Consider the following 15,766-nt stretch of genomic DNA (forward strand, 5'->3'; position numbering starts at 1 on the left):
CAGCGCGAGGAACGTCACCACCCCCACGCAGAAGAGCACGACCGCGCTGACACCGGCCCAGGCGCGGCGCCCGGTGCGGGGCGAGCAGGCCCGCGCGACGGCGGGCGACGAGCTCGGCCGTGCGCGCGAGCCAGTCGTCCTCGGCCGGATCGTGGCCCCGCGGCGCGAAGCGCCGCCTCCGCTCTCGCGGGACGCGAGAGCGCGAGCACGCGAGCGGAGCCGCGGAGCGGCGCCCGAGCGCGCGCAGATTCAAAAAAAGAACAGCCCGAGCGCGCGCAGACTCAATAAAAACTAATGCCCCATCCCCAGCCCGCCGTCGACGGGGATGACGGCACCCGAGATGTAGGCCGCGTCATCGGAGGCGAGCCACGCGACGACGCCCGCGACCTCGTCGGCCGATCCGTAGCGACCGGCCGGGATCTGCTTCTTGTAGGTGGCCTGCGTCGCGTCGTCCAGCTCGGCCGTCATATCGCTCTCGATGAAGCCCGGTGCCACGACGTTCGCCGTGATGCCGCGGCCGCCCAGCTCGCGGGTGATCGCGCGGGCGAAGCCCACGAGGCCGGCCTTCGAGGCGGAGTAGTTGGCCTGCCCGGCCACGCCGTACAGGCCCGAGACGCTGGAGATGAGGATGATGCGGCCGCGGCGTGCCTTGATCATGCTCTTGATGGCGCGCTTGACGGTGCGGAACGCGCCGCCGAGGTTCGTGCCGACGACGGCGTCGAAGTCTTCGTCGCTCATGCGCATCAGCAGGGTGTCGCGGGTGATGCCCGCGTTCGCCACGACGGTCGTCACGGGGCCGAGCTGCGCCTCGACCTCGGCGATCGCGGCGTCGAGCGAGGCGCCGTCGTTGACGTCGGCGTGCACGGTGAGCGCCCCCTCGGGGCCCTCGCCGCTGCGGGCGGTCACCGCGACGCGGTGGCCGTCGCGCACGAAGCGCTCGGCGATGGCGCGGCCGATGCCGCGGTTGCCGCCGGTGACGAGGACGACGTTCTCGGTGCTCACGGATGTGCCTCCTGGCTGGGGATTCGGACCGCCCTCCAGCCTACGGGCAGCGGCCGCACAGCCCCGGCACGCGTACGCTGGAAGCATCGTGAAGCGCGCGTCGAGGGCCCAGTCTGCGACGTCCCTGGAGATGTCTCCGGAGGACGACGAGAACCTGCGCATGCGCAACTACCTGCTCACGATGGCCGTCCGCCTCGCATGCGTCATCCTGTGCGCCGCCGTCGTGCCGTACGGCTGGCACACGGCGGTCTTCGCCGTCGGCGCGATCTTCCTGCCGTACATCGCCGTGGTGATGGCCAACGCCGCCTCGCCCCGCGTGGTGTCGCACGCCGTGAGCCCCGAGCGGGCGCGGATCGAGGCCACCCCGCAGGCCGCGCCGGAGGATCCGTGGGTGATCCGGATCGCGGAGGCGCCCCGCCCGGCGCCGCGCGAGGACGGCGAGCCCTCGTGATCGGCCTCGACCCCGTCGAGCCCACGTGCTCGCGCGCCGGCTGCCGCGCCGCGGCCGCGTGGAGCATCCGCTGGCGCAACCCGAAGATCCACGCCCCCGAGCGCCGCAAGGTGTGGCTGGCGTGCGACGAGCACGTCGCCTATCTGCGCGACTTCCTCGGATCCCGCGGCTTCCCGCTCGAGGTCGTCGAGGGGGTCGCCTCGTGAAGAACAGCTCCCCCGCGGTCCGCTGGACCGTCTATGCCCTCGTCGCGGCCCTGTTCGCCGTCGTGTGCGGATTCCTGTCGCACTGGCAGTTCTCGCGCAACGAGGAGCGCGCCGCGATGATCGCGCTCGTCGAGGCGAACTACGACGCCGAGCCCGTGCCCGTCGAGCAGCTGATCGCCGGCACCGACGACCTCGACCCCGCCGACGAGTGGCGTCCCGTCGTCCTGACCGGCGAGTACCTCACGGAGCACCAGCTGCTCGTGCGCAATCGCGCGCAGGGCGGCACGGCGGCGTTCGAGGTGCTCGTGCCGCTGCGCCTCGAGGACGGACGGATCTTCGTCGTCGACCGAGGCTGGGTGCCGCCCGGCCACGAGTCCGAGCCGGAGTTCGTGCCCGCCGCCCCCGAAGGCGAGGTCACCGTGATCGCGCGGCTGCGCCCGGGCGAGCCGCTGCCCGAGTCGGGCCGCACCGCGCCCGAGGGCCAGCTGCCGACGCTGCACCTGCCGTCCGTGGCGGATGTCGCGGGCGACGGGACGATCGTGAGCGCCTACGGGATCATGGTGTCGGAGGATCCGGCGCCCGCCGAGCGCCCCGGCGAGCTGACGCCGCCCACCGAGGACCCCGGCCCGCACCTGTCGTACGCGATCCAGTGGATCCTGTTCGCCGTCATGGGCTTCGGCTTCATCGGCTACATCATCCGCACCGAGATCGCCGCGAAGCGCGAGGAGGATCTCGACCCGGACGAGGACGAGGGCGACGACGAGTCGATCCCCGCGCCGCCGCGGCGTGCGCGCGCGAAGCGCCGCGACCGCGACGCCGAGGAGGAGGACGCCCTGCTCGACGCGTGATGGAGCGGTTGCGCTGGTCGCTTCATCTCCGGCGCTTCGCGCCTCCGTTCAGCAACCGATGGCGGTGACGACCTCCGCAACCCGGCCGTCAGGCCAGGGTGATCAGCTCGAGGTAGTCGCGGTTCCAGATGTCCTCGACGCCGTCGGGCAGCAGCAGCACGCGCTCCGGGTTGAGCGCCTCCACGGCGCCCTCGTCGTGCGACACGAGCACGACGGCGCCCTCGTAGTGCGACAGGGCGCCGAGGATCTCCTCGCGCGAGGCGGGATCGAGGTTGTTCGTCGGCTCGTCGAGCAGCAGCACGTTGGCGCTCGAGACGACGAGCGTCGCGAGCGACAGGCGCGTCTTCTCGCCACCCGAGAGCACGCCGGCGGGCTTGAGCACGTCGTCGCCTGTGAAGAGGAACGAGCCGAGCACCTTGCGGGCCTCGGTCTCGTTGAGGTCGGGGGCCGCCGAGATCATGTTCTCGAGCACCGACCGGTTCACGTCGAGGTTCTCGTGCTCCTGCGCGTAGTAGCCGATCTTCAGGCCGTGGCCCGGCTCGATCTGCCCCGTGTCGCTCTTGTCGACGCCCGCCAGGATGCGCAGCAGCGTCGTCTTGCCGGCGCCGTTCAGCCCGAGCACGACCACCTTCGAGCCGCGGTCGATCGCGAGGTCGACGCCGGCGAAGATCTCGAGCGCGCCGTACGACTTCGACAGGCCCGACGCCATGAGCGGCGTCTTGCCGCAGGGCGCGGGCTTCGGGAAGCGCAGCTTGGCGACGCGGTCCTCCTGGCGCACCTCCTCGAGGCCCGACAGCAGCTTCTCGGCGCGCGCCACCATCTGGTGCGCGGCAGCGGCCTTCGACGCCTTGGCGCCGAAGCGGGCGGCCTGCTGCTGCAGCACCGACGCCTTCTTCTCGGCGTTGGCGCGCTCCTTGCGGCGGCGCTCCTCGTCGGCCACGCGCTGGCGCTGGTAGTGCTTCCAGCCCATGTTGTAGATGTCGATCACCTGGCGGTTGGCGTCGAGGTAGAAGACGCGGTTGACGGTCTCCTCCACGAGGTCCACGTCGTGGCTGATGACGATGAGACCGCCCTTGTACGACTTCAGGAACTCGCGCAGCCACACCACGCTGTCGGCGTCGAGGTGGTTCGTCGGCTCGTCGAGGATCATCGTGCCGGCGTCGCTGAAGAGGATGCGTGCCAGCTCGATGCGGCGGCGCTGGCCGCCCGAGAGCGTCTTGAGCGGCTGGTCGAGGATGCGGTCGGGCAGCGAGAGGTTGTTCGCGATCGTGGCCGCCTCGGCCTCGGCCGCGTAGCCGCCCAGGCCCTCGAAGCGCTCCATGAGGTTGCCGAAGCGCTTCATGGCCTTCTCGGCGACCTTCGGGTCGTCCGAGGCCATCTCCTCGCTGGCCTTCGCCATGCCGAGCTGGATCGATCCGAGCCCGCGGGCGTCGAGGATGCGGGTGCGCGCGAGCTCCTCGGGATCGCCGGAGCGCGGATCCTGCGGCAGGTACCCGAGCTCGCCGCTGCGGTCCACGCGGCCTCCGGCGGGGATGAGGTCGCCGGCCAGCACCTTCGTGAGGGTGGTCTTTCCGGCTCCGTTGCGGCCGACGAGGCCCACCTTGTCTCCGGGACCCACGCGGAACGTCACGCCGGACATGAGCATGCGCGCGCCGACGCGGATCTCGAGGTCGTGCACGGCAAGCACAGCGGAACATCCGTTCTTTCGGGGATCGGGCGCGACCGCGCCAGCCTCCCATCCTACGTCGCGTGCGCCGCCCGCGAGCCGGGAGTGCAGGTTATGCACCGCAGACGACAGATTCTGCATGCCGGCCGCGCCGCCGACGGGCCGGGTGCTGAGATGTCGAGAAGGTCCCTATGACACCGGACGCGCCTGCACGGATGCAGGGGCGCGGGAACTGCAAGGAGAGCAGCACGTGAGCGACGTCACGGCGAAGAAGCCGAAGAAGCCGATGAGCAACAAGAGATTCCTCTGGATCTGGGTACCGGTCCTCGCGTTCGTGACGGTGGTCGCCGTCGGTGCGAACGTCGCGATCGGCATGTTCCGCGGCGCCATCGAGTCCTACATGGGCGCGGGCACCTGGGAGATCAAGAACACCGCCGAGACCGAGGACTGGGACACCCGGTACTACGAGGGCGACCACGCCACCGTCGACGAGGCCAAGGCCGCGTCGACCGAGACGGTCGTGAAGATCGCCGAGGAGGGCATGACCCTCGTCAAGAACAACGGCACCCTGCCGCTCGAGCCGGGCGCCGTGACGCTGCTCGGCCGCGGCGCCGCCGACCCGGTCTACGGCGGCTCCGGATCGGGCACCGCCGACACGACGAGCGCGACGAACATCCGCGCGGGCATCGAGGCCGGCGGCTTCACCGTCAACGACACGGTCTACGACCTCCTCGCGGACTTCGCCGCCGACAACGCCCCCGCCGACGGCGGCCGCACGAACATCGTGATGGACGACCCCGAGGCCTCCAACTACAACATCGGCGAGATGCCGGTGAGCGACTACACCGACGCGGCGATCGACTCGTTCGGCGAGTACGGCGACGCGGCCATCGTCGTGATCGGCCGCGGCGGCGGTGAGGGCGGCGACCTCGCCACCGACATGACGGCGTGGGACGACCGCGCCGAGCCCGGCACGCACCAGCTCGAGCTGAACACCGACGAGATCGACGCCCTCAACCTCGCGAAGGAGCACTTCGACGACGTCGTCGTGCTCGTCAACGCCTCGACGTCGTTCGAGCTCGGCACGCTGCAGGACGACCCGGAGATCGACGGCATCCTGCTCGTCGGCTCCCCCGGCGCCAACGGCTTCCAGGCCCTCGGCTCCATCCTGAACGGCGACGTGAACCCCTCCGGCCACACCGTCGACGTCTTCGCGCGCGACTTCACGGCCGACCCGACGTTCGCCAACTTCGGCGACTACGCGTACGAGAACATCGACGACGCCTACTTCGTGGACTACGAGGAGGGCATCTACGTCGGCTACCGCTACTACGAGACCGCGGCCGCCGAGGGCTTCCTCGACTACGACCAGGCCGTCGTCTACCCCTTCGGCTACGGCCTCAGCTACACCGAGTTCGAGTGGGCCGTCACCGGCCAGGAGCTCGGTGACGTCGACGGCGAGATCTCGATCGACGTGGCCGTGACGAACACGGGCGATGTCGCCGGCAAGGACGTCGTGCAGCTGTACTACACCGCCCCGTACACGCCGGGCGGCATCGAGAAGGCGCACGTCGTGCTGGGCGACTTCGTCAAGACCCCGGTCATCGAGCCGGGCGCGACCGAGACGGTCACCGTCACGATGGACGTCGAGGACATGGCCTCGTACGACTGGCGCGGCGCGGGCGCGTACGTGCTCGAGCAGGGCGACTACGAGCTCAAGCTGCAGACCGACTCGCACCACCTGGCGGCGGGCGTCGAGCCCATCACCTACACGGTGGACGAGACGATCGCCTACGTCGACGGGCGCGCGAGCGACGAGGTCCCGGCCGTGAACCGCTTCGACGACGTCTCGGCGGCGTTCGACGAGAACCGCACCGAGTTCTCGCGCGCGGACTTCGCCGGTACCTTCCCCACCGCCCCCGAGGGCGACGACTTCGTCGCGAGCGACGCCGTCGTCGAGGGCTTCGAGCCGTACGACGCGGCCGCCGTCAACGCCGAGGCCGATGTGGAGATGCCGACCACCGGCGCCGACAACGACCTCTCGCTGATCGACCTGCGCGGCCTCGACGCGGACGACCCGAAGTGGGACGAGCTGCTCGACCAGCTCACGGTCGAGGACATGACCGACGTGCTGCTCTCGGGCGCCTACAACACGGCGGCCATCCCGGAGATCGGCAAGATCCGCACGAACGACCTCGACGGCCCCGCCGGCTTCAGCTCGTTCATCAACCCGGGCCTGTGGACCGGCACGGCGTTCCCGTCCGAGTACCTCATCGGCCAGACCTGGAACGTCGACCTCGCGCGCGAGATGGGCGTCTCCGTCGGCAACGAGGCGCTCGTGATGGGCGCCAACGGCTGGTACGCCCCGGCTGTCAACCTGCACCGCTCGCCCTTCGCGGGCCGCAACTTCGAGTACTACTCGGAGGACCCGGTCATCTCGGGCAAGCTCGCCACGGCCGTCTCGAACGGCGCCATGGAGCGCGGCGTCTACACGCTGACGAAGCACTTCGCACTGAACGACCAGGAGACCAACCGCGTCAACGGCAAGGGACTGGCGACGTGGGTCACCGAGCAGGCGATGCGCGAGATCTACCTCAAGGCGTTCGAGATCCCCGTGAAGGAGACCTCGGGCGAGGTCCCCTACCTCGACGCCGAGGGCGAGCCGCAGACCACCACGGTCGGCGCGCTCGGCATCATGAGCTCGTTCAACCTGCTCGGCACCACGTGGGCCGGCGGATCGACGGCGCTGATGACCGACGTGCTCCGCGAGGAGTGGGGCTTCGACGGCTTCGTCATCACCGACTTCAACCTGTACGACTACATGTACGCCGACCAGGGCATCGCCGCGGGCTCCGACCTGCAGCTCACCTTCGCCGGCTCCAAGGTCATGCAGGACACGGAGAGCGCCGCGGCGGTGCACAACATGCGCACCGCGATGCACCACATCCTCTACACGGTCGCCAACTCGAACGCGATGAACGGCATGGCGCCGGGCGCGACGCTCGAGTACCACGTGGCCGGCTGGGAGCTCGGGGTCCTGTGGGCCACGATCGCCCTCGGCCTGCTCATCGCGGCCGGCATCGTGTGGGTCGTGATCCGCGTGCGCCGTCACCGTCCCTCCGGCACGCCGGCCGAGGCGGAAGGCGCCGCGACGGCCTGACGCACACCGGGGCGGGCGTCCTCGCCCGAGGCGCCCGCCCCGTCCCGCCGTCACCGGCGGGACGTCACCCCACAGGAGCAACGCATGACCCACGACGACACGATCTCCCGCCTCACCCTGCTCGAGAAGGCGGCGCTGCTCAGCGGCGACAACACGTGGCAGACGCGCCCCGTGCCGCGCGCGGGCATCGACCGGATCTGGATGGCCGACGGCCCGCACGGCGTGCGCAAGCAGACGGGCGCGGGCGACCACCTCGGCATCGCCGCCTCCGAGCCCGCCACGTGCTTCCCCACCGCCGCGACCGTCGCGAACGCGTGGGACGAGGAGCTGGCCGAGCGGATCGGCACGGCACTCGGCGAGGAGGCGCGCGCGCAGGGCGTGAACGTGCTGCTCGGGCCGGGCCTCAACATCAAGCGCAGCCCGCTCGGCGGGCGCAGCTTCGAGTACTTCTCCGAGGACCCGGAGCTGTCCGGCCGCCTCGCCGCCGCGTACGTGCGCGGCATCCAGTCGCAGGGCGTGGCCGCCACCCCCAAGCACTTCGCCGCGAACAGCCAGGAGCTGCGCCGCATGGCCAGCGACTCCGTGCTCGACGAGCGCACGCTGCGCGAGATCTACCTCACGGCGTTCGAGATCGTCGTGCGCGAGGCCCGCCCCTGGGCGATCATGTCGTCGTACAACCTCGTGAACGGCGCCTACGCCCACGAGAACGCACACCTTCTGAAGGACGTGCTGCGCGACGAGTGGGGCTTCGACGGCGCCGTCATCAGCGACTGGGGCGGCGGCAACGACGCCGCGGCGGCCGTCGCCGCCGGCGGCACGCTCGAGATGCCCTCCCCCGGCTTCACGTCGGCGCGCGAGATCGTCGCGGCGGTCGAGGCCGGCGAGCTCGCCGAGAGCGACCTCGACGACCGCGTCCGCGAGCTGCTCGTGCTCATCGAGCGCACGGCGAACGACGCCGCGCGCGCCGCGATCGACGTCGCGGGCCACCACGCGCTCGCCCGCCGCGCCGCCGCCGAGTCGGCCGTGCTGCTGCGCAACGAGGGCGGCATCCTCCCGCTCGCCGCCGGCACGCGCGTGGCGCTCATCGGCGACTTCGCGCAGAACCCCCGCTATCAGGGCGCCGGATCGTCGCTCGTCAACGCCACGCGGGTGACGAACCTCGTCGACGCCGTCGCCGCCTCCCCGCTCGCCCTCGCCGGCCACGCCCAGGGCTTCCGCCGCGACGGCGCGCCCGAACCCGCTCTCGTCGCCGAGGCCGCGCGGGCGGCCCGCGAGGCGGACGTCGCGATCGTGTGCCTCGGCCTGCCGGAGACGGCCGAGTCGGAGGGGATGGATCGCGCGACCCTCGAGATCCCGCGCAACCAGATCGAGACGCTGCGCGCGGTCGCCGCGACGGGCGTGCCCGTCGTCGTCCTGCTCAGCGCGGGCGGCGCCGTCGAGACGGCCTGGGCGTCCGACGCGCGCGCCCTCGTCCACGGCTACCTCGGCGGCCAGGCCGGCGCGGAGGCGCTCGTCGACGTGATCACGGGCGCCGTGAACCCGTCGGGGCGCCTCGCCGAGACGCTCCCCGTCTCGCTCGCCGACACCCCCACCGCCGGGGCGTTCCCCGCCACGGGCGCGACCGCCGAGTACCGGGAGGGTCCGTTCGTCGGCTACCGCTGGTACGAGAGCACCGGCGCGGACGTCGCGTTCGAGTTCGGCTTCGGGCTCAGCTACACGACGTTCGCCTACCGCGACCTCGTCGTCACCGAGCGCGAGGCCGCCTTCACCCTCGAGAACACGGGACCTGTCGCCGGCGCGGAGGTCGCGCAGGTGTACGTCGCCCGCGCGGACGCGAGCCGCGTGCTGCGCCCGGCACTCGCGCTCGCCGGCTTCCGCAAGGTGCACCTCGAGCCCGGCGAGGCGCGCACGATCACCGTCCCGCTCCCCGAGCGCGCCCTGCGGTTCTACGACACCGAGACCGCGTCGTGGCAGGTGGAGGCCGGTCGCTACGAGGTGCGCGTCGGCGCGAGCGTGCGCGACCTCCGCCTCACCGCGTCGCTCGACGTCGCGGGCACCGTCCCGGCGGGCGAGCCCGATCCGGCCCTGGCCGCGTACCCCGCGCGGACGACGGACGTATCGGACGGGGCTTTCGCGGCGCTGCTCGGCCGCGATGTGCTGCGCGTCGACGAGGCGGGCAGGATCGCCGTGAACGATCCGCTGCTGCGCCTGGCCGACTCGCCCAGCGCGCTGGGGCGCCTCATCTACCGCCTGCTCGAGGGGCGACGCGCCTCCTCCGAGCGCAAGGGCACGCCCGACCTGAACATGCTGTTCCTGCTGAACATGCCGTTCCGGGCGCTCGCGAAGATGTCGGGCGGACTCGCGACGCCCGAGCTCGTCGACGGCGTGCTCACGCTCGCGAACGGCCGCGCCCTGCGCGGTCTCGCCCAGATCATCCGAGCGTTCCTGCGGGGACGCCGGGCGGAGCGGCGCACCCGCCGCTCCTTCGAGACTCAGAGTGGAGGTCGCGCATGATCGCCTCGATCCGGCGCTGGTGGTCGTCGTTCCAGGAGAAGCATCCCGAGCTGTCGAAGTTCGCGATGTTCTTCCTCCTCTCCAACGGCGTGACGGTGCTGCAGCTGGCGCTCATGCCGCTGTTCCGCTGGGGCTTCGACAGCTTCACCGGCCTGGTGGACGTGGACTTCCGGTGGCTGCCGATCGGCGCGAACGTGGACGGCAGCCAGTACTACATGTTCGACTACGCCGCGGGTCCGCTGCCCGCCGGCGGCGGCGGGCTCGCCTACTTCCTCGCGGTGCAGATCACGCTGCTCATCGCGCAGGTGCTCAACTTCTTCGCGCAGCGCAACATCACGTTCAAGTCGAACACGTCGATCTGGCGCGCGGCGTTCTGGTACGCCGTCGCGTACGTCGTGATCACGTTCATCGCGGCGGCCGCGCAGGGCTTCTACAAGGCGCCCATCTACGAGCTGCTGATCGACACATGGGGCTGGGGCGCGACGGGCGAGACGACCGCCGACGTCGTGACGATGATCATCAACGCCGCCATCTCGTTCTGGGTGTTCTACCCGATCTTCAAGGTCATCTTCCGCCAGGTGCCCGAGACCGCCGACGCCGAGGCCGATGCCGCGGCGGCCGAGCCGGCGCGGGGGCCGCGCGAATCGTGAGCGCGGCCATGACCCGTCAGTAGGCTGGCGTCGTGGAAGGCATCGTGCGGGTCGGCGTCGTCGAGGACGACCCGCACAGCAGGGAGCAGGCCGTCGCCCACCTGAACCGCTACGAGGCGGATCGGGGGGTGCGGTTCGACGTGTCGGTGTTCGACGACGGCGCGGGCCTCGTGACGGGCTACCGGCCCGAGTACGACGTGCTGCTGCTCGACATCGAGATGGAGCGCGTCTCGGGCATGGCCGCCGCGCGGCGCGTGCGCGAGCTGGACGACGACGTCGTGATCGTCTTCATCACGAACTCGCCGCGCTACGCCGTGGGCGGCTACGAGGTGCAGGCGCTGAGCTACCTGCTCAAGCCCGTCGCGTACCCCGCATTCGCGCAGGAGATGGATCGCGTGCTCGCGCAGCTCGCGCGCCGCGAGCGGCGCACCCTGCTGTTCCAGGCCGACGGCGCCCACCACCGCGTCGACCTCGCCGACATCGTGTACCTCGAGACCGCCGGGCACCGCGTGCTCATCCACACCCACACCGCGACGCACTCGGTCGTCTCGTCGCTGAAGGCCCTCGAGGCCGAGCTCGACGGCGCGGCCTTCCAGCGGTGCAACAGCGGCTACCTCGTCAACCTCGCCCACGTGACCGGGGTCGAGCAGAGCGAGTGCCGCCTGCGCGACGGCACGGTCCTGCCGATCAGCCGGCCCAAGCGCAAGGCGTTCCTCGCCGCCCTCGCGGCGCACATCGGCTCCGTCGGGGCGGCCTCGTGATCGGCGAGGCGCTGCCCGACATCCCCCGCATCTGCACCCGCCTCGCCGAGTGGGGCGCGTGCCTGGTGTACATCGCGATCGTGCGGCGGCGCGTCGGCCCTGCAACGCTCGTGACCGTGCTCGCGGCGGGGCTCGCGGCGCTCGTGGCCACGCAGCTGCTCGCCGACGCCCTGCCGCTGCCGCTGCCGCTGTGGACCGTCGGCATGCTCGCCGCCGTGGTCGTCATGCTCGTCTTCCTGCGCACGAGCGTCGCCGGCGGCTGGGCGACGACGGCGTACCTCACGGCGCGGGCGTTCGTGCTGGCCGAGCTCGTCACCTCGCTGCACTGGCAGCTGCACACCTACTTCTTCCCGACGGGGCAGCTGACCCCGCCCGCCGTCGCCCTGCTCGTCGCCACGTACGGCGCGTGCTTCGCGATCGCCGGCGTGGCCGAGGCGCGCCACATGCCGCGCGCCGAGCCGCTCGAGGTGGGCTGGCGCGAGGTGATCTCGGCCGGCGCCATCGCGGCGGTCACCTTCGCGCTGTCGAACCTCAGCTTCGTCAACGCGAACACGCCGTTCTCGGGCCGCCTGGGACCCGAGATCTTCTACATCCGCACCCTCGTCGACCTGTGCGGCTGCATCGCCCTGTACGCGCGTCTGAGCATTAATCACCGGATGCAACAGCCAGATCACCCCACGGCTGTTGGCGTGAGTGGTCCTGACTACGCAGCCGTGAGGGCCGCGTTGAGGTCGGCTTCTCGCGCATTTCAGGTCTAGCGAGAGTGGTCGTACATCCGGCGTGAGGCCGCGGCGGCGAGGAGCGCTCATCACGGCCTCACGCAGCCGAGCGTGCTATTGCTTACGGCGTGCGCGGGCGCGAACCACCCAGAGAGTTGCGGCTCCCACAGCGGCGAGGAGGAAGACACCGGCGGCGATCACTAGGACAATCGCGCCCTCAGCTGCCGTGTCAGCCGCGGGCGCAGCCGTGTCGCTCTTGATGGGTTCGGAGTTCGGCGTCATCGTCTCCTCGTCCTCAGCTGTCACTGTCGGTTCCGGCGTCGGCTCGGCGCCCGGCTGTACGCGCGTCTCCTCGTTGCGGCAGGCGGGCTGGTCCCAGCCGAGCGCGGGCTCGGCGTCAGCCGCGGGCGCGTATTGGAAGTCGTACGACTCTGAGATGGGGTGTCCGTCGCTGGAGACCGCGTTCCAGACGATCGTGTACGTGCCGGCTTCGCCGAGGGCGACCGGGGTGGTGAGAATGTTGAGGTCGATGGTCGAGCAGGATGTCTCGTAGTAGAGACCGTCGGGCCCCTGAACCTGCGCATAGCTGGTCTGCTCGAAGTCGATCAGCTCGCCGCTGAAAGTGAGCGTGACCGCGTCGAGGGCCGTGACGGTCTCTCCCGCGGCAGGGCTCGAGTCGAGCAGATTGTCGTGAGCTGCAGCGGGCGAGGACGCCAGCAGAGTGGCCGCTGCTGCGGCCACGAGGGCGAGCGACGCGCGCCGGGTAGTACGTGTGAATGTCTGTGACATGGTTCTGGATCTTTCTGTGGGCGCACGGGAGCATCCTCCCGGCGCGGGATGAGAGGGGGAGGTCACGCCCGGACGGGCGGACCTCGCCTCCTTGCTCCTCCGAGAGTTTCCACGTGCCGCGCCAGATCCAGGGTGTGGAAGCGTGTGCGCAGTCGCTGCACGCGCGCCGCTTCGAGGAACATGGCGAACCGCCGTGCACGGCGCCCCGTGACGATACCCAGCAGCATGAGCAGCAGCCGTTCGCCGAATGCGAGCACCAGGGTGGTCACAACGGCTGCTACGACATGAGAGAACCACATCCGCGTATCCATGTGAGCCGACACGCTCAGCGGCGCGTCCGGCATCGTCATGGCCGCCCCATGCATTACGTGTCCGGCCGGTGTGGGAACCTGGCTGGTGACGGTATCCCACCCTGTGGAGAGCATGAGGTGGAACAACGCCTGACTTGCGGTCACTGCTGCCGCCAATCGCGGCAGCGACAGGCGCCGCCCGACGAGCACGGTCGCGATCGGCACGGCGAACGCGGCCGCCGCCGAGATACTCATCAGCGGGGCGGCATGGCCTTGTGCGGCACCATGAAAGGTCGCCGCCAGCAGCGTCGAGACTAGCGCGGCCGCGAGACCGCGGACCACGCGCGCGCTCCGGTGCTGGCGGGGGACGCTCACCCCTGGAGTGTACGCAGGTGTCACACTCGTCCTCTCGGATGGAGGATCACGACGGCGGCGAGGATCGGGATCGCCCCGAGTGCGGCGATCACGCCCGCCACACGTTGGTCACCCATCGGCTCAAGACCCCAGACGCGTCCCATGGCGCCGAACCAGTCGGCGATCATGAGCCCCGGCTGCAGGAGCACCCAGGCGCCGAGTGCGAGCGGTGTCAGGATGGCGAGCCCGGCGACCACGCTCCGCATCGCCCGCGGCAGCGTCGACGAGCGCAGCGACCGAATCAGGAGCACTCCGCTCGCGAGCGTCAGCACCACGCGCAGCTCGTGCGCGAGCGGGTCGGCCAGCGCCCAGCGCAGCGCTCCGGTGGCCGAGGTGCCCCACAGGATCAGGACGAACAGACCGACGCCTGCGAGCGGATGACCGAGCATTCGCGCGACGGTCGATCGTGTGAACGCATGAATCCACTCGCGGCAACCGCGACTGTCGTCGGTGCGAATCAGGATCGCGTCGTCCGCGAGACGCAAGGGGGCACCGAGGACGAGCAGCAGAGGGACGACGGTTGCAAGCAACAGGCGGCCGAGCATGTCGATGCTGTGGAGGTAGTCGGCGTAGGCGGCGATCGGCCCGCCTGTCACCCACATGAGCAGCAGCAGGCCACCCAGCCATGCCCCTGTGCGCCAGGAGGCCCAGTCCTCACCGCGCCCGCGCAGCCGCCGGACTCCGGCAACATAGAAGAACGCCGCGAAGCCGGCGACGACGGCCCAGAGGAGGTCGAGGTCCCAGGTCGTGAGCCAGCGGCTCAGGGTCAGCTCGGGCGGGAGGGGCGCTTCGGTGAGGATCTCGGCCGCCGTGGTCAGTGCTGGTGCCGTGGCATCGGCAGGAGACGGCGTGCGCGCCAGTGCGGCGGCGGCACCGCTGGCCAACCCCATGACGGCGAACTCGATCAGAACGAACACCCAGAACACGCCGGTTCCGGTCGCGCTTCTGGCTATGAACCGCCGCCGATGTGCCGCCCCGATGGCGCCGAGCAGCACCAGTGCCCCGACCTTTATCGCGAGTACGGCCCCGTAGGCGCTAAGCAGGTCACGCCACCCACTGAGCGAGGTCATGGTGCGGGCGATGCCGGACACGGTCACGACGATGAACGCGACGAGCGCCAGCGTCGAATACCGTTCCACGAGCACCCGCAGGCGGTGCTCCCGGAGGATTGGGCGCAGAAATACCAATGTGAGAAGCCCGCCGAGCCACACGGATGCCCCGACGACGTGCAGTACGAGAGCCATCACCGCGGCATCGTGGTTGGCGAGGCTGCCGGAGTGCCCCTGAGTGGCCATCGGCACCAGTGTCGCGACCGAAAGGACGCCGGTCAGCAAGGTCGCCGCCCACCCCCGCACCGCGAACGCGAGCATGGTGATGGTTGCCGCGGCGATCGTGGTGATCAGCCAGACCCGTCCGAGTTCGGTTTCGGTGAGGAACCGGCCCAGCTGCTGACCGAACTCCGCCTCGATTGAGAGCTGCGGATTGAACGACGACAGGAACGTCAGAAACCCGGTGATTCCGCTCGCCACGGTCAGCACGGCCGCGCCGATCGATGCCGTATCCAGCGCCGTGTCGAACTCGCGTTCGCCGGCCCGCAGCCCGAACAGCGCGAGCACGAGAGCGCCGACCATCGCCGCGGCAGCGAGGTTGACGAGCAGCTTCGCCGCCGGCAGTCCCCACCTTACGAGCGCACCCGGGTCGCTGGTCAGGCGCGGTGAGGCACCCCCGCCGATGACCAGGGCGACGACGACTGCGAGCATTGCTGCCAGGAGCAGGATCGCCGGTCCTGCAAGACGCAGGCTCTGGGGCTTCACGGAGCGTCCTCCCCTTGTGGTGTGTCGCTGTCCGGAGCGGTGCACGCTCCCGTCGTGGGAAGTTGCTGGACGGCTCCGGCGAGGGCACCGAGCACCTGGTCGGCTGAGATGACGGTGGTGTCGACGTAGGCCTGCGCGGCGGGCTGGCGGCCGTAAGTGGTCAGCCGCAGGTTCGGCGTGTCGGTCTCGTCGACGATCCAGTCGACGCCGCCGATGGTGACGCACTGAAGAGTGGTCGGCGCGGGAGGTTCGAGTCCGCAGCTGAACACCACCGCGGTCGGGTCACCCCATGCGGCGGTCGCCTGTGCATCGGTCCAGCGACGCGGCAAGTCGTCGATGGTGTCCGGTACGCGCACCGACACGTCGGCGCAGCGTGGGTCGTTCGCACTTGCCGCGGGCTGCACCGTGACAGTGGCGGCGCAACCGGCCAAGGCGACCGACAGCGTGAACGCCGCGCCGAGGGTACTGAGTCGTCGGATCAT

Annotated in this window: 15 protein-coding genes; 9 read left to right on the forward strand and 6 right to left on the reverse strand. The window is 70.7% G+C overall.

What is annotated here, in order from left to right:
• Nucleotides 1-295: hypothetical protein (locus tag ACWDR7_RS04070; RefSeq protein WP_449853656.1), on the forward strand; the 295-nt coding region annotated here is incomplete at its 5' end.
• Here ACWDR7_RS04070 and fabG read toward each other — a convergent pair.
• Nucleotides 292-1,002 (reverse strand): 3-oxoacyl-ACP reductase FabG, encoded by a 711-nt coding sequence (gene fabG, locus ACWDR7_RS04075; RefSeq protein ID WP_449853657.1) that lies wholly within the window; start codon nt 1,000-1,002, stop codon nt 292-294. The two genes, ACWDR7_RS04070 and fabG, sit on opposite strands and share 4 nt — an antisense overlap.
• A gap of 130 nt (nt 1,003-1,132) precedes the next feature.
• On the opposite strand from fabG, the gene ACWDR7_RS04080 reads away from it, so the two are divergent.
• The 3 genes from ACWDR7_RS04080 to ACWDR7_RS04090 are packed head-to-tail and all read left to right on the forward strand — an operon-like array spanning nt 1,133 to nt 2,507.
• On the forward strand, nt 1,133-1,453 hold the full coding sequence (locus ACWDR7_RS04080) for a DUF3099 domain-containing protein (protein ID WP_449853658.1): 321 nt from the start codon (nt 1,133-1,135) through the stop codon (nt 1,451-1,453).
• Complete coding sequence (locus tag ACWDR7_RS04085) at nt 1,450-1,659, forward strand: hypothetical protein (RefSeq protein WP_449853659.1); 210 nt, start codon at nt 1,450-1,452, stop codon at nt 1,657-1,659. The genes ACWDR7_RS04080 and ACWDR7_RS04085 overlap by 4 nt, the downstream gene beginning before the upstream one ends.
• Nucleotides 1,656-2,507, forward strand: a complete 852-nt coding sequence (locus ACWDR7_RS04090) for an SURF1 family cytochrome oxidase biogenesis protein (protein ID WP_449853660.1) — start codon at nt 1,656-1,658, stop codon at nt 2,505-2,507. Before ACWDR7_RS04085 ends, ACWDR7_RS04090 begins: the two co-directional genes overlap by 4 nt.
• A gap of 88 nt (nt 2,508-2,595) precedes the next feature.
• On the opposite strand, the gene ACWDR7_RS04095 is transcribed toward ACWDR7_RS04090, so the two are convergent.
• Nucleotides 2,596-4,194 (reverse strand): ABC-F family ATP-binding cassette domain-containing protein, encoded by a 1,599-nt coding sequence (locus tag ACWDR7_RS04095; protein WP_449853661.1) that lies wholly within the window; start codon nt 4,192-4,194, stop codon nt 2,596-2,598.
• A 229-nt stretch (nt 4,195-4,423) separates the two neighbouring features.
• On the opposite strand from ACWDR7_RS04095, the gene ACWDR7_RS04100 reads away from it, so the two are divergent.
• The 5 genes from ACWDR7_RS04100 (at nt 4,424) to ACWDR7_RS04120 (ending at nt 12,016) form a co-directional block, all read left to right on the forward strand.
• Nucleotides 4,424-7,333, forward strand: a complete 2,910-nt coding sequence (locus tag ACWDR7_RS04100; RefSeq protein ID WP_449853662.1) for a glycoside hydrolase family 3 N-terminal domain-containing protein — start codon at nt 4,424-4,426, stop codon at nt 7,331-7,333.
• A gap of 84 nt (nt 7,334-7,417) precedes the next feature.
• Nucleotides 7,418-9,847 carry a glycoside hydrolase family 3 C-terminal domain-containing protein gene (locus ACWDR7_RS04105; RefSeq protein ID WP_449853663.1) on the forward strand — a complete coding sequence of 810 codons (2,430 nt, stop codon included), beginning with the start codon at nt 7,418-7,420 and terminating at the stop codon, nt 9,845-9,847.
• Complete coding sequence (locus ACWDR7_RS04110) at nt 9,844-10,497, forward strand: hypothetical protein (protein ID WP_449853664.1); 654 nt, start codon at nt 9,844-9,846, stop codon at nt 10,495-10,497. The genes ACWDR7_RS04105 and ACWDR7_RS04110 overlap by 4 nt, the downstream gene beginning before the upstream one ends.
• Nucleotides 10,498-10,529: 32 nt before the next feature.
• The gene (locus ACWDR7_RS04115; protein ID WP_449853665.1) at nt 10,530-11,258 is read left to right on the forward strand and encodes a LytR/AlgR family response regulator transcription factor; all 729 of its coding nucleotides are present in this window, start codon (nt 10,530-10,532) and stop codon (nt 11,256-11,258) included.
• Entirely contained in the window at nt 11,255-12,016 is a 762-nt protein-coding gene (locus tag ACWDR7_RS04120; protein WP_449853666.1) for a hypothetical protein, read from the forward strand. Before ACWDR7_RS04115 ends, ACWDR7_RS04120 begins: the two co-directional genes overlap by 4 nt.
• Before the next feature lie 75 nt (nt 12,017-12,091).
• Here the strand turns inward: ACWDR7_RS04120 and ACWDR7_RS04125 are convergent, their stop codons facing one another.
• The 4 genes from ACWDR7_RS04125 to ACWDR7_RS04140 form a co-directional block, all read right to left on the reverse strand.
• Complete coding sequence (locus ACWDR7_RS04125; protein WP_449853667.1) at nt 12,092-12,766, reverse strand: copper resistance CopC family protein; 675 nt, start codon at nt 12,764-12,766, stop codon at nt 12,092-12,094.
• Nucleotides 12,767-12,828: 62 nt separating this feature from the next.
• Complete coding sequence (locus tag ACWDR7_RS04130) at nt 12,829-13,431, reverse strand: hypothetical protein (protein WP_449853668.1); 603 nt, start codon at nt 13,429-13,431, stop codon at nt 12,829-12,831.
• A 20-nt stretch (nt 13,432-13,451) separates the two neighbouring features.
• Nucleotides 13,452-15,284: a cytochrome c oxidase assembly protein gene (locus ACWDR7_RS04135; RefSeq protein WP_449853669.1), complete on the reverse strand. Its 1,833-nt coding sequence runs from the start codon at nt 15,282-15,284 to the stop codon at nt 13,452-13,454.
• Nucleotides 15,281-15,766, reverse strand: a complete 486-nt coding sequence (locus ACWDR7_RS04140; protein ID WP_449853670.1) for a DUF3515 family protein — start codon at nt 15,764-15,766, stop codon at nt 15,281-15,283. Before ACWDR7_RS04140 ends, ACWDR7_RS04135 begins: the two co-directional genes overlap by 4 nt.

This window comes from Microbacterium sp. NPDC003461 (genome assembly GCF_053588335.1).